At 71.3% G+C, this 13,480-nt stretch carries 11 protein-coding genes and 1 pseudogene; 3 read left to right on the forward strand and 9 right to left on the reverse strand.

The annotated features are described in order from the left end of the window. Window positions 1-68 precede the first annotated feature (68 nt). Window positions 69-2,642, forward strand: coding sequence for a DEAD/DEAH box helicase (locus E6R60_RS12180; RefSeq protein ID WP_240802517.1), 2,574 nt, complete (start codon window positions 69-71; stop codon window positions 2,640-2,642). A 226-nt stretch (window positions 2,643-2,868) separates the two neighbouring features. On the opposite strand, the pseudogene E6R60_RS12185 reads toward E6R60_RS12180, so the two are convergent. The 7 genes and pseudogenes from E6R60_RS12185 to ssd form a co-directional block, all read right to left on the reverse strand. Further along, window positions 2,869-3,183 (reverse strand): annotated as a pseudogene (locus E6R60_RS12185) (Rv3654c family TadE-like protein); the annotation flags it as partial. Further along, complete coding sequence (locus E6R60_RS12190) at window positions 3,180-3,722, reverse strand: TadE family type IV pilus minor pilin (protein ID WP_276613958.1); 543 nt, start codon at window positions 3,720-3,722, stop codon at window positions 3,180-3,182. The gene E6R60_RS12190 and the pseudogene E6R60_RS12185, both read right to left, overlap by 4 nt. Next, complete coding sequence (locus E6R60_RS12195) at window positions 3,709-3,906, reverse strand: DUF4244 domain-containing protein (protein WP_136326767.1); 198 nt, start codon at window positions 3,904-3,906, stop codon at window positions 3,709-3,711. Before E6R60_RS12195 ends, E6R60_RS12190 begins: the two co-directional genes overlap by 14 nt. Window positions 3,907-3,984: 78 nt before the next feature. Beyond that, window positions 3,985-4,848 (reverse strand): type II secretion system F family protein, encoded by an 864-nt coding sequence (locus tag E6R60_RS12200; protein ID WP_240802519.1) that lies wholly within the window; start codon window positions 4,846-4,848, stop codon window positions 3,985-3,987. Then, window positions 4,845-5,723 carry a type II secretion system F family protein gene (locus E6R60_RS12205; protein WP_240802520.1) on the reverse strand — a complete coding sequence of 293 codons (879 nt, stop codon included), beginning with the start codon at window positions 5,721-5,723 and terminating at the stop codon, window positions 4,845-4,847. Before E6R60_RS12205 ends, E6R60_RS12200 begins: the two co-directional genes overlap by 4 nt. After that, window positions 5,720-6,868 carry a TadA family conjugal transfer-associated ATPase gene (locus tag E6R60_RS12210; protein ID WP_136326521.1) on the reverse strand — a complete coding sequence of 383 codons (1,149 nt, stop codon included), beginning with the start codon at window positions 6,866-6,868 and terminating at the stop codon, window positions 5,720-5,722. The genes E6R60_RS12205 and E6R60_RS12210 overlap by 4 nt, the downstream gene beginning before the upstream one ends. Further along, entirely contained in the window at window positions 6,865-7,926 is a 1,062-nt protein-coding gene (ssd, locus tag E6R60_RS12215) for a septum site-determining protein Ssd (protein WP_240802537.1), read from the reverse strand. The genes E6R60_RS12210 and ssd overlap by 4 nt, the downstream gene beginning before the upstream one ends. Window positions 7,927-8,491: 565 nt before the next feature. Here ssd and E6R60_RS12220 point away from each other — a divergent pair. Then, window positions 8,492-9,331 carry an HAD-IB family hydrolase gene (locus E6R60_RS12220; RefSeq protein WP_136326522.1) on the forward strand — a complete coding sequence of 280 codons (840 nt, stop codon included), beginning with the start codon at window positions 8,492-8,494 and terminating at the stop codon, window positions 9,329-9,331. Window positions 9,332-9,992: 661 nt separating this feature from the next. Here the strand turns inward: E6R60_RS12220 and E6R60_RS12225 are convergent. Then, window positions 9,993-10,817, reverse strand: a complete 825-nt coding sequence (locus E6R60_RS12225) for an oxidoreductase (RefSeq protein ID WP_136326523.1) — start codon at window positions 10,815-10,817, stop codon at window positions 9,993-9,995. Window positions 10,818-10,919: 102 nt separating this feature from the next. Here E6R60_RS12225 and E6R60_RS12230 point away from each other — a divergent pair, with 102 nt between their 5' ends. Continuing rightward, window positions 10,920-11,915, forward strand: coding sequence for an ATP-binding protein (locus tag E6R60_RS12230; protein WP_136326524.1), 996 nt, complete (start codon window positions 10,920-10,922; stop codon window positions 11,913-11,915). A gap of 155 nt (window positions 11,916-12,070) precedes the next feature. Here E6R60_RS12230 and E6R60_RS12235 read toward each other — a convergent pair whose 3' ends face one another. Further along, window positions 12,071-13,402: a hypothetical protein gene (locus E6R60_RS12235; protein WP_136326525.1), complete on the reverse strand. Its 1,332-nt coding sequence runs from the start codon at window positions 13,400-13,402 to the stop codon at window positions 12,071-12,073. Window positions 13,403-13,480 lie beyond the last annotated feature (78 nt).

Consider the following 13,480-nt stretch of genomic DNA (forward strand, 5'->3'; position numbering starts at 1 on the left):
GCACCTTGCTATCGAGCGGTCGCCCCTCGGTCTCCCCGGCGGAGCCAGGGGACGGATCGCCAGCCGCGATGGCATTCAATCACTTACGGGCAGCCATGCACGACGCCTTGGGACCATTGTCCGTCTTGCCAGTGACACACTCGGTGCCGATGGCCAAGAATCACCGCCCCAGTCAACCACCCGAGAGCGGGGGTTCCCGCCCCTCTCCCGACGTGGTCCTCGACCGGCTCGCCGCAAGGGCGGGCCGGTCCGCGCGCATCACTCATACGGAGCACTTGCCCCCGCGTGCGGGAACCCATGCCATCTGGCCCGATCGCATCCGTCCGGAAGTGGTCGCGGCCATCCAGAAGGCCGGTATCGATCACCCCTGGACCCACCAGGCGGCCGCGGCGGAGCACGCGCTGGACGGCGTGTCGGTGGTGATCGCCACCGGCACGGCCTCCGGCAAGTCGCTGGCCTACCTCGCCCCGGTCCTCAGCGCCCTCCTGGACGGCTCGGAAGCCCCCAACGGCCGGGGGGCAACCGCCCTGTACCTCTCCCCCACCAAGGCCCTGGCCGCCGACCAGAGGCGTTCGGTGAAGGAACTGGCGGCTCCTCTGGGCCCCGGGATCAGGCCCGCCGTCTACGACGGCGACACGCCCGTCGAAGAACGCGAATGGGTGCGTCAGTACGCCAACTACGTCCTCACCAATCCCGACATGCTGCACCGCGGGATCCTTCCGTCCCACCCCCGATGGGCCTCCTTCCTGCGCGCCCTGCGCTACGTCGTCATCGACGAGTGCCACACCTACCGGGGCGTCTTCGGCTCGCATGTCGCCCAGGTGGTGCGCCGTCTCCGCCGCCTGTGCGCCCGCTACGGCGCCGATCCGGTCTTTCTCCTCGCCTCCGCCACCGCGGCGACGCCCTCGGTCGCGGCGGGCCGCCTCACCGGCCTTCCGGTGACCGAGATCGCCGACGACGCCTCCCCGCGCGGCGAACTGGTCTTCGCCCTGTGGGAGCCGCCCCTGACCGAGCTGACCGGCGAGAAGGGCGCACCCGTGCGCCGCACCGCCACGGCCGAGACCGCTGATCTCCTCACCGACCTGACCGTGCAGGGCGTTCGCTCCGTCGCGTTCGTACGCTCGCGGCGGGGCGCCGAGCTCATCTCCGTCATCGCCAAGGAACGCCTCGCCGAGATCGACCGCTCGCTGCCCTCCCGGGTCGCCGCCTACCGCGGGGGCTACCTCCCCGAGGAACGCCGCGCCCTGGAGCGCGCACTGCACTCCGGCAGCCTCCTCGGCCTGGCCGCCACGACCGCCCTCGAACTCGGGATCGACGTCTCCGGCCTGGACGCCGTCGTCATCGCGGGATACCCCGGCACAAGGGCTTCGCTGTGGCAGCAGGCCGGCCGCGCCGGACGCGCGGGGCAGGGCGCCCTCGCCATCCTCGTGGCCCGCGACGACCCGCTGGACACCTTCCTCGTCCACCACCCCGAAGCGCTGTTCCAGCAGCCCGTGGAGTCGACCGTCCTCGACCCGGACAACCCGTACGTCCTGGCCCCCCACCTGTGCGCCGCCGCCTCGGAACTGCCGCTCACCGCGTCCGACCTGACTCTCTTCGGCCCCGCCGCCGACGGGCTCCTGCCGCAGCTGGAAGCCGCGAAACTGCTCCGCAGACGGGCATCGGGCTGGCACTGGACCCGGCGCGAGCGGGCCGCCGACCTCACCGACATCCGGGGCGAGGGCGGACGCCCGGTCCAGATCGTCGAGGAGGGCACCGGCAGGCTGCTGGGCACCGTCGACGAGTCCGCCGCGCACACCGCCGTCCACGAGGGCGCCGTCCACCTCCACCAGGGCCGCACCTATCTGGTCCGGAAACTGGACCTGGAGGACTCGGTCGCACTGGTCGAGGAAGCGGGTCCGCCCTACTCGACGACCGCACGCGACACCACGGCCATCGCCGTCCTGGACACCGATACGGAGATCCCCTGGGGGGACGGGCGGCTCTGCTACGGATCGGTGGAGGTGACCAACCAGGTCGTCTCCTTCCTCCGTCGCAGACTGATCACCGGCGAGGTGCTCGGCGAGACCAAATTGGACCTCCCGCCCCGCACCCTCCGCACCCGTGCCGTGTGGTGGACGGTCACCCAGGACCAGCTGGACGCGGCACGGATCAACCCGGAGATCCTCGGCGGCGCGTTGCACGCCGCCGAGCACGCCTCGATCGGCATGCTGCCGCTCTTCGCCACCTGCGACCGCTGGGACATCGGCGGGGTGTCGGTGCCGCTGCATCCCGACACTCTGCTGCCGACGGTCTTCGTGTACGACGGCCACCCCGGCGGCGCCGGCTTCGCCGAACGCGCCTTCCACACCGCCCGCGCCTGGCTGACCGCCACGCGCCAGGCCATCGCCTCCTGCGAGTGCGCGGCCGGCTGCCCGTCGTGCATCCAGTCCCCCAAGTGCGGCAACGGCAACGAGCCTCTGCACAAACGAGGCGCCGTACGCCTGCTCACGGAACTCCTCCGATCTGCCCCGCCGGGGCTGGATGACGTGGACTGCACGGGAAGTCCGGGCGTGCCTGGGCCGGGCGGGGCGGAGTCGGGAGAGCAACGGGCCGCCGTGCAGGAGCCGGGCCGCGCGGACGAACCGGATTCCTCGCAGTAGTCCGGCTGCCGGACGGCAGCCGGCGCTCTCGAGGGACCACCACGTTCTCCGGCGCGGCCGGGCGGTCGAGCGGCTCGACCAGCCGGCACTCTCTAGGGACCACCACGTTCTCCGGCGCGTCCGGGCGGTCGAGCGGCTCGATCGGCCCGATGGGCGCCGCTGTGGCCGGGCCGGCCCGGGACCTGACCTCGGGCGCGTACGGCCCGCGCCGCACCCGGGCCGTCACATCGGCGATCTCCCCCTGGACGGTGCAGCGCACCACCTCCGCACCCTGCGCCACTGCCACCTCCCCTGCCGACCGGCAGGCGGCAGCCGGTCCCTCCAGAGCCCGGTCCGCCGCAGCCAGGGCGGCCAGGTCAGCCGCTCCGCCGGCCCTGTGCCGCGCCGCCACCACCTGCCCGAGAGCCAGGACGAACCCGAAGACCACGCTCAGCGTCACCGTGGTCACCGCCACCCATACGGTCGCCACCCCCTGATCCCGCCGGTACCCGTGCACTCCCCACTTCCTCCAGCCCGGCCTTCGAGGGCCCGACCGCCTCATGACGCCGCCTCCGCCGGGTCCCCAGCCGCCGCGCCTGCTGCCCCCACCACGTCCTGCGCCGCGGCCTTCCCCTCCCCATCCGCCACGCCGCCCCCAGCCCCCACCATGTCCTCGGCCGCCGCTACGGCCTCCGCGCTCAGCGTCACCGCCAGCGGCCCGGGGCCCGGCGCCGGTGCGGCCACGGTGACCCGCCACAGCTCTCCCGCCCGCTCCACCTCGATCCGGGCCCGTTCGGGCGCCGCAGAAAGGGCGGCCTCCCTCACCTGCGCCTCCGGTTCGGAGCGGGCCGCCGCCCTGACACCGGCCCTCGCCGCGTCCACACACCGGATCTGGGCGGAGGCCGCCATCAACGCCCACAGGAGGGCGAGCGCGAAGATCACCATCACCGGGATCGCCATGGCGGCCTCCGCCGTCACCGCCCCCTGGTCTCCCCACCGCCCAGCCGGCCCGGCCCCGTCCCGGGGGCCTCGCTCCTGCCCGGCCCCCCGCCGTGCCCCGGAGCCCGTCATCCCACCGGCCCCGCCCTCAGAACTTCGCATCGAGCGCGTCCGTGAGCAGCGACTGCAGCCGCGCCATGACCGCCGCACTGGTGACCGCCTTGTAGAGCACTGCCGCGAACGCACAGGCCGCGATCGTCCCGACCGCGTATTCCGACGTCGTCATTCCGGCGTCCGCTCGCACTTTGCGTGCCACGGTCCGTACCCACCGCGTGATTTTCCGCATCACTTCAGCCCCCCGTTGCACAGGTTTTTTTGTCGCTGATTTTGGTCGAAACTTGCCCATAACCACTCTTTAGGGTCGTCAAGGCTGCAGCAGCCCTCCAGCCAGCCCGATCACCACAGGCGCCACTCCCACCGTCAGAAAGGCGGGCAGAAAGCAGAGCCCGACAGGTGCGGTGATCCACACAGCGGCCCGCTGAGCCCGCGCCACCGCAGCGCTCGTCCTCTCGGCTCTCATGGCCTCGGCCAGCCGCGCCACCGCTTCCGCAGCAGGAGCACCGGTCGACCCGGCCCGGTCCAGGCAGCGCGCCAGGGGAGCGGCGCCCGGTATGGCCCCGAACCTCCCCCAGGCGACAGCGGGATCACCACCGAGCCGGATCTCCGCCGCAGTACGGGCGAGTTGCTCCCCGACCGGCCCGCCCAGCGACTCCCCGACCGCCTCGGCGGCCTCACGCGGCCCGGCGCCCGCAGAGATGCACGCGGCCAGCAGATCGGCTGCCAGCGGAAGCTGACGCACTACCTCCGCTGCTCTCGCCGCCTCCTCGGCAGCGGCTCGCGGTGCCTGCCGGAGCCGTACGCCTTGCCACCTCCAGGTGCCGCAGGCCGCCGCCAGCCCGACGGCCCACCCCGCAGGGCCGCCCACCAGAACCCACCCCGTGAGGACGGTGGCCAGCAGCGCCACCCACCGCTTGGCACCGGCGAGGAGGCCCGGAATCCGCATCCGGTCCCTGCTCATGTCCGTCCGGCCCAGGTGCATGTGCTCCGGGCCCCCGCGTCCGCCGACCGGCGCCCGCGCGGCGGGGGGCAGGGCGAGGAGCAGGCCGCGTCGCCGTACTCGCCGCGCCGTGCGGTGCCGCGCCAGGGCGACAGCCGGCTGGACACACACACCCAAAGCCAGTCCCACCATCCCCACCCTGGGGACGATTTCGGCCGACCAGGCGCTCATGCGGCTTCTCCTTTGCGCACGATGCGAGTCGCCCAGACAAGCCCCGTCGCTTCCAGCGACGCGCCCAGGACCAGACAGGCCAGCCCGGCGGAAGTGTGCAGCAACACCCTCAGCGGCTGCGCCCCGAGCGCAGTCCCCAGCCCCAGGCCCATCGTCGGCAGCGCCGCCAGCACCACCACCGTCGACCATGCGCCGGCCAACTGCGCCCGCAGTTGCTCGCATTGACGCCGCTCTGCTCGTAACGCGCCCTCCAACCGGTCCAGGCCGGCGGCGAGCCCGGCCCCGCCGTCCGCCGCCACCCGCCAGCAGGCCGCCACTCCCGCAAGCCCCTCCAGGCCGGGCTCACCCGCCGCCTGTCCCAGCGCGCGCGGAATATCACCACCGAACCGCGCCGCCGCGGACACCGGGGGCCCTGCCGTGCCCAGCGCCCCCGTGCCGTGGACCGCGACCAGCAGGGCCTGCCCCGGCTCATGCCCGGCTCTCAACTCGCCCACCACCGCGCCGCACAGGTCGATCACGCCATCGGCCCTGCGCTCCCGTTCGCCACGTAGCCTCCTTTTCCGCAGCCACCGCCGCACCACCGGGACCGCGGCCACCCCGGCGAGCACCGGCAGCACCGAGTCACCCAGGCCGGCCAGCGCCAGAGCCACCGGCAGGCACAGCCACTCCCGCCGGCCGCTCAAGCACTTCACAAGCCGGATCCGGCCGCTCTCCCAGCCCGCTCGCATCGACATCCGCTCCGCGCCGAGGCCGACTACGGCCCGGGCTCTCCGGCTCCCTTCACTCCTCCCCGCCACGGTCAGCCCGGCTGCCGCCCCCGCGCACAGCGCGGCCGCGTGCAGCGCCTCCGGCACCCCCACCGCCGTACCGCTCACCGCTCATCCCCGAGCAGCGCCCTCAACCGCTCCCAGCCCCGCTCACGTTCGAATCCGTCCGCTCCCCAGCGCAGGGCCGGAACGGTCACCACCAGCCCCGCCCCATCGCGTTTCAGCACCTGGACTTCGGAGATCCTCCGCCGGCCGGTACGCCCCCGCACGAGATGGACCACCACCGACAACGCCGCCGCCAGCTGACTGTGGAGCGCCGTCCTGTCCAGCCCCGCAGCGGTCGCCAGCGCCTCCAGCCGGGCCGGCACGTGCTCCGCCGCATTGGCGTGAAGCGTGCAGGCACCACCCTCGTGACCTGTGTTGAGGGCCGCCAGAAGTTCGGTGACTTCAGCGCCTCGCACCTCTCCGACCACCAGCCTGTCGGGGCGCATACGCAGTGCCTGCCGCACCAGGTCCCGGAGGGTCACCTGTCCGGCACCCTCCTGATTCGCCGGGCGCGATTCGAGGCGCACCACGTGCGGGTGGTCGGGCCGGAGTTCGGCCGAATCCTCGGCGAGGACGATCCGTTCCCTCTCCCCCACCGCGCCGAGCATGCTGGACAGCAGCGTCGTCTTGCCTGCCCCCGTCCCGCCGCTGATCAGGTAGGAGACCCGGGCCTCCACCAGGGCCCGCAACACCCGGTCGCCGCCCGGCGGAACCGTCCCCGCCGCCACCAGCTCCTCCAGCGTGAACGCCTTCGGCCGGACCACCCGGAGGGACAGGCACGTCGATCCGACGGAGACCGGCGGCAGCACGGCATGCATCCGGGTCCCGTCCGGAAGCCGGGCGTCCACCCATGGCCTGGCGTCGTCCAGACGGCGCCCCGCGACGGCCGCCAGCCGCTGCGCCAGTCTGCGGACCGCCGCCGCGTCCGCGAAGGTCACCCTGGTGAGTTCGAGACCGCGGCCCCGGTCCACCCACACCCGGTCGGGAGCGGACACCAGCACATCGGTGACCGCGGGATCGGCGAGCAGCGGCTCCAGCACGCCCGTTCCGACCAGTTCTCCGCGCAACTCATCCGCGACACCCAGCACTTCGGCGTCGCCCAGCAACCGCCCCTGTGCCCTCAGCGCCGCCGCCACCCCCGCCGGAGTCGGTGCCGCACCACTCTGCGCCAGTCGCTGCCGCACCGCGTCGAGCAACGCCTCGGTCATGACGCACCACCCATGACCTGCCCACCGGCTCCCTCGCCCGCAAGGGCTCGATCCCAGAAGGCCGAACAGAACCTCGCCAGCGGCCCACGCGGGCTTCCCCCGGGCGGCTCCCCCATGTCCTGCTCAGCCAGCAGCCCCGGCTCCAAGGGGAGTTCACCGGCGAGCGGCAAGCCCATGGCATGCGCCACCCATTGTTCGTCGAGGCCGGACGCATACGGTCCGCGCGCCACCACACGGAGGTCGCCCAGCACCATCCCGGCCATCGACGCCACCCGCTTCGCAGCAGCGACCGCCCGCAGCTCCCCCGGGACCACCAGGAGACCGAGGTCCAGTTGCGCCAGGGCCTCCGCGACCGCTTCGTCGATCCGGCGCGGCAGATCGACCACCACTACCCCGCCGAGCCTGCGCGCGGCGCCCAGTACCGCCTGCATGGCCTGGGGCGGGATGACCACCCAGTCGTCCCGGCCCCAGCTGAGCACCCGCAACCCGTGCAGCGCGGGCAGCGACTCCTCCAGCGCCCCGCCACCGACCCGCCCCTTCGAATGGGCGAAATCAGGCCACCTCATCCCCTCCGCCCGCTCTCCCCCGAGCAACACGTCGATGCCGCCACCCAACGGGTCGCCGTCGATCAGCATCGTCCGCCGGCCGGCCCTCGCCGCGGTCACCGCCAGGGCGCAGGCCAGCGTGGAGGCACCGGCGCCGCCCCGGCCCCCGATCACCCCGACGGTCAGTGCGGGCCGGCCGACCCCTTCCGCCGCGTTGGCGATCTGGTCGACCAGCCAGTTCTCCGAATCGGGCAGGCGCAGCACGTATTCGGCCCCGATCTCCACAGCCCTGCGCCACACGTCGGGCGCGTCCTGGTCCCGGCCCACGAGCATCACGCCGCGCCGACGGGCCGCCCCGTGGCATCGAGCCGCCGCATCGTCCCCCACGAGGACCATGGGGGCCTGTTCCCATCCCCCTCTGCGGTCGGGCAGCGTGTGATGGACCTCGGGCTCCGCTCCCGCAGCTGCGCACAGCCGCAGCAGATCGTCGAGCAGCTCCACGTCCTCGGTCACGATCAGCGGTCCGCCCCGTCGCCCCTCGGCGCCCGGCAGACGACCCCGCGCACTGGATTCAGCCACGATCTCCGCCCCCTTCTTCACTCACCTTCACCACGGTTCGTGGCGATCTCGGAGCGTTCCGAGAACGGTGATTCCGGAACCCGTGAACTTCGCGGGTGGAATCACGGTGCAGCGCTTCGGAAAATCTTGTGGATCTTGCTCAGAAACTGTGGACAACGCCCCCGCTGTGAATAACTCCGTCGCTCGAACCGGCGACTTCCGAGAGCAGCCCTTCCCTCACACAACGTGACGGTGCATGCTGATGAGAAGCCGACGCGGAGACAGGCCATCACGGCCGAAAAGGAGGAGAAATGCGTGATTCCGAGCGGCAGAACCGCGTCCGGACATGCGACGACCCCCGCCGGGGGGGAGAGCGGGGGTCGTCCCCACGGCCGACTCGGGGGGGGAGGAGCCGGACCGGGTTAGCACGGTCGCGAACGATCCGTGACTTCCATGGTGTACCCGAGGGCCATCTCAGGCAAACCCACGCGCCGGAGTTTACGCCGAATGGTGGGCCCCTATGCTCTGCCTTGTGGAAAACCGCTTCTTGCCGCGCACAGCCGCCTTCTTCGACCTGGACAAGACGGTCATTGCGAAGTCATCGACGCTGACCTTCAGCAAGTCCTTCTACCAAGGCGGACTGATCAACCGCCGCGCCGTACTGCGCACTGCGTACGCACAGTTCGTCTTCCTCGCCGGGGGTGCAGATCACGACCAGATGGAGCGGATGCGTGAATATCTCTCCTCGCTCTGCAAGGGCTGGAACGTTCAGCAGGTGAAGGAAATTGTCGCCGAGACCCTGCACGATCTGATCGACCCGATCATCTACGACGAAGCAGCGACACTCATCGAGGAGCATCACACCGCCGGGCGTGATGTGGTGATCGTGTCGACCTCGGGCGCCGAGGTGGTGGAACCGATCGGCGAGCTGCTGGGCGCCGACCGCGTCGTCGCCACCCGCATGGTCGTCGGCGACGACGGATGCTTCACCGGCGAGGTGGAGTACTACGCGTACGGGCCGACGAAGGCCGAGGCCATCAAGGCTCTCGCCGTCTCGGAGGGCTACGACCTGTCCCGCTGCTACGCATACAGTGATTCAGCGACGGACGTACCCATGCTGGAATCCGTCGGCCATCCCCACGCGGTCAATCCGGACCGCGCCCTGCGGCGCGAGGCGGCCTTGAGAGAATGGCCGGTTCTCGTCTTCAATCGCCCGGTCCGGCTCAAGCAGCGTCTGCCCGCCTTCTCGATGCCGCCACGGCCGGCGCTCATGGCCGCGGCAGCAGTGAGCGCAGCGGCCCTTACGGCCGGGCTCGTCTGGTACACGGCCCGGCGCCGTGCCCTGACGGCGCCGGCGTGACTCGCTCTTCACAGGGGCACCCGCACACGCCCCCCTGCACAGCAGCCGCGCCGGACACCTCATCCTCCCGGCGCCGCGCTCACCCCGCTCCGGACCATCAGGCGCCCCACCGGAGCGCTCACGCACAGCCCGACCGCCGCTCCATGCAGCCCGACCGCCGCTACCTGCCCAGCCCGGGCGTTTAGCCGGACTCGCCCGTAATTGAACCTAAAAGTAAAGAAGTGCGGCCACCACTTCCGCTGACCCTGCCCTTGGAGTACAAAGGACTCAACGGCCCGCGAGACCAAGGACATCCGTGAGGATGACCTGTAATGCAGAGATGGCCCCACGGACCGCGCATGAAAGCCGGGCACCCACGCGACGTCGACCCGTCGATTACGGGCCAGCCGCACCAGGGACGGGCAAAGTACCCGACCTGATGGGCATATATCGAGGACGCTTGGTAACTGGGCGGACATGCCAGCGGCGGTACCGATTCCGGTACCGCCGCAACTCTTGCCGTCGGCCGCCAAGCGGCCCCACCGCCCCGCCTCAAGGGTCGACGCGGCCGGAACAGCCGGCTGCCGACTGGCTCCCAAGCCCTCGCCACACAGCCCCGCGCGACACGCCCTGTGCGGCGCCGCACTGAAGCGCCTCACCACGCAGTCCCCCGCGGCATCGCCTATGCGGCGCCGCGCTGAAGCGCCTCACAAACCGCGGTCGACTCCCTGGCGCCCAGTTCCGCCGAGCGCGCGCAGTGGGCGATCCAGGCGGCCATGCCCTCCGGCGTTCCCGCCAGATAACCCTCGAAGGCGGCCACGTAAGCGGCCCGCCCCTGCTCGGCGTGGCCGACCTCCGCCGGACAGATCGACTTCGGGTCGAGCCCGCTCCCAATCAGCACGATCCGCTCGGCAGTCCGCGCGACCAAGCCGTTGGACGAGCCGAACGGGCGGAGCGCGAGCAGTTCCCCGTGCACCACGGCCGCCGTCACCAGAGCGGGTGCCGCACTCCCCGAAAGGATGAGTCCGCTGAGCCCTTCAAGCCGCCCCGCGACTTCGTCGGCACCCGGCAGAGGCGCCTCGATCAAAGGCTCATCCACCGGTTCACCCGCCAGCCGTGGCCGTCCGACCGCGTCATCCGGTGTCGCCCCGCCGGCCGCCACGAGGTGCAGCCGCGCCAGAACGCGCAGGGGCGACTGACGCCAGATGGAGAGGAGTTGACCCGCTTCGGCCGTCAAACGGAGAGCCGCCCCGATCACGCGCGCCTCGCCGTCACCACTGAAGTCGGTGCGGCGCCGCACCTCCTCGAGGTTCCAGTCGGCGCCGGAGAGGGCGGCCGAGCCGCGGGCGCCCCGCAGGGCCGCCTCAGCGGTCACCTCGTTGCTGCGGCGCCGCATGACGCGGTGCCCGTAGACCCGGTCGACAGCCTTGCGTACGGAGTCCACCGCATCGGGCACCCCTGGCAGGGCACCCAGAGCGGCGAGCGGGTCCGAGGAAGTCGTACTCATAAGTAGCGAGGCTACGCGCCCCTCGCCCGCCTGCCGGGCCGGAGTGGCGTTCTTCACGAAGTGCGACAACGGAACGCAATCGTGGCGCTACCCTAGGTGAACATGAAGATCGCTTTCGTAGGGAAGGGCGGCAGCGGCAAGACCACGCTGTCCTCGCTCTTCATCCGCCACCTTGCCGCCAATGAAGCTCACGTCATCGCGGTGGACGCCGACATCAACCAGCACCTCGGGGCCGCGCTGGGCCTCGACGACGAAGAGGCCGCGGCACTGCCCGCCATGGGGGCGCAGCTGCCGCTGATCAAGGAGTATCTGCGGGGCAGCAATCCCCGCATCACCTCCACCGAGACGATGATCAAGACGACGCCGCCCGGCGAGGGTTCCCGGCTGCTGCGGGTGTGCGAGGACAACCCGGTCTACGACGCCTGCGCCCGCACGGTCGGGCTCGACGACGGGGACATCCGGCTGATGGTCACGGGACCGTTCACGGAATCGGACCTGGGCGTGGCCTGTTACCACTCCAAGGTCGGCGCGGTCGAGCTCTGCCTCAACCACCTCGTCGACGGCCCCGACGAGTACATGGTGGTCGACATGACCGCCGGTTCGGACTCCTTCGCCTCGGGGATGTTCACCCGCTTCGACATGACGTTCCTGGTCGCCGAACCGACCCGCAAGGGCGTCTCGGTCTATCGCCAGTACAAGGAGTACGCCCAGGACTTCGGCGTCGCGTTGAAGGTCGTCGGCAACAAGGTGCAGGGAGAGGACGACCTGGAGTTCCTGCGTGCCGAGGTCGGCGACGACCTGCTGGTCACCATCGGCCACTCCGACTGGGTGCGGGCGATGGAGAAGGGGCGCCCCGCCCGCTTCGAGCTGCTGGAGGCGGACAACCGGATGGCTCTGCAGGCTCTGCAGAACGCCGCGGAGGACTCGTACGAGCAGCGGGACTGGGAGCGCTACACGCGGCAGATGGTCCACTTCCACCTGAAGAACGCGGAGAGCTGGGGCAACGAGAAGACGGGGGCCGACCTGGCGGCCCAGGTCGACCCCGGGTTCGTACTCGACGAGCGGTACGCGCGAGCCGGGGCCGCCCAGCCCGCCTGAGCCGCCACCGCCCGGGCCTGTCCGCCCAGGACAGGCCCGGGCGAACGCCGCCCCCGACAGACCGGTGAGAACGCCGCCCCGGACATCCCTGAACACACCGCGCCGGCGGGCCGGCCACCCCTCGCTCGCGGCAGCGCCGCCGCGGGGCGGCGCATCTAGCGGGCGGCCGGCTTCCCCACGGACCCCGCAGGAGCCTTCGCCTCGGCCCGGCCCTGGTCCTGGTCCTCACTCCTGCCCGGGCTCGTGGCCCCGCCGAGGAACGAGGCCCAACCGGCCTTGGGCGCCTGGCCGACCTTCAGCGTGCCCAGCTTGGCGAGCATGGCCGGCTCCTGTGCGTCGAGCCAGTCCGCAAGCTGCCTGAAGGACACACAGCGCACGCCCCCCTTGGTGCAGACCGTCTTGATCGTCTGCTCGATGGCACGCATATACGTGCCGCCGTTCCAGGACTCGAAGTGGTTGCCGATGATCAGCGGCGCACGGTTCCCGCTGTACGCCCGGTCGAAGGCCTGGAGCAGACCGTCCCGCATCTGGTTGCCCCAGTACTCGTGCTGGTCCGGATCGCCCTTGGTCGTGCCGGACTGGTTGAACATGAAGTTGTAGTCCATGGAGAGCGTCTCGAATGCACGCCCCGGCACCGGTACGAGCTGCATCGAAAGGTCCCAGATGCCGCCCTTCTTCTTAGGCCAGACCTGGTCGTTGACTCCGCTGGAGTCGTAACGGAATCCCATCGACCGCGCGGCCGAGACCATGTTCTTCTGCCCCTCCAGGCAGGGAGTCCGGCCGCCGACGAGTTCCTTGTCGTAGTCGAACGGCAGCGACTTCTCGCCCTTGAGGTCGGGGTCGTTGCTCTTCCAGCCCTTCACGAACGACTTGGCCTGCTGGATCTCGCTCTTCCACTCATCGACCGACCAGGTGCCGACGCCGCCGTCATTGCCGCAGAAGTGGCCGTTGAAGTGGGTGCCGATCTCGTTGCCGTCCAGCCAGGCACCACGCACCTGCGTCAGGGTGTCCCTGATGCCCTTGGTGTCGTTGAAGCCGATGTCGGAGCTGCCCACGTTGTGCTTGGGCGGGTCGTAGAGCTTGCGCTTCGCCTCCGGCAGCAGGTACACGCCACTCAGGAAGTACGTCATGTTCGCGTGGTACTTCTTGCCCACCTCCCGGAAGTGGGAGAACAGCTTCTGACTGTCCTCCCCCGCCCCGTCCCAGGAGAACACGACGAACTGCGGCGGCTTCTGACCGGAGCCCAAGCGGTGCACGGCCGGCTGCTTCGGCTGGGCGCCCGTGAAGGCGGTCGAACCGTCGCCGATGAGGCGGATCGCGCTCTTGGGGGCCGCTTCCGGCGCCTTCTTCTTCGCCCCTGCGGCGCCGTTCGCGGCTCCGGGGCCGGAGCCGTCCGGGCCGGAACCCGACCCGGAGCAGCCGGCCGCTCCCGCGACCAGCGCGGCGGCCAGGACAGCCAGGGCAACCCTCTTCGTGGCGGCCATCATCCGCCCACCCTCTTCCTTGCAGGTAGCTTCCGCTGAGGTGCCGCCCGCCCCCACGGCGCGGCCAAAGTCGCACGGCCC

This window comes from Streptomyces sp. A0642 (assembly GCF_004795105.1).
Lineage (GTDB): Bacteria > Actinomycetota > Actinomycetes > Streptomycetales > Streptomycetaceae > Streptomyces.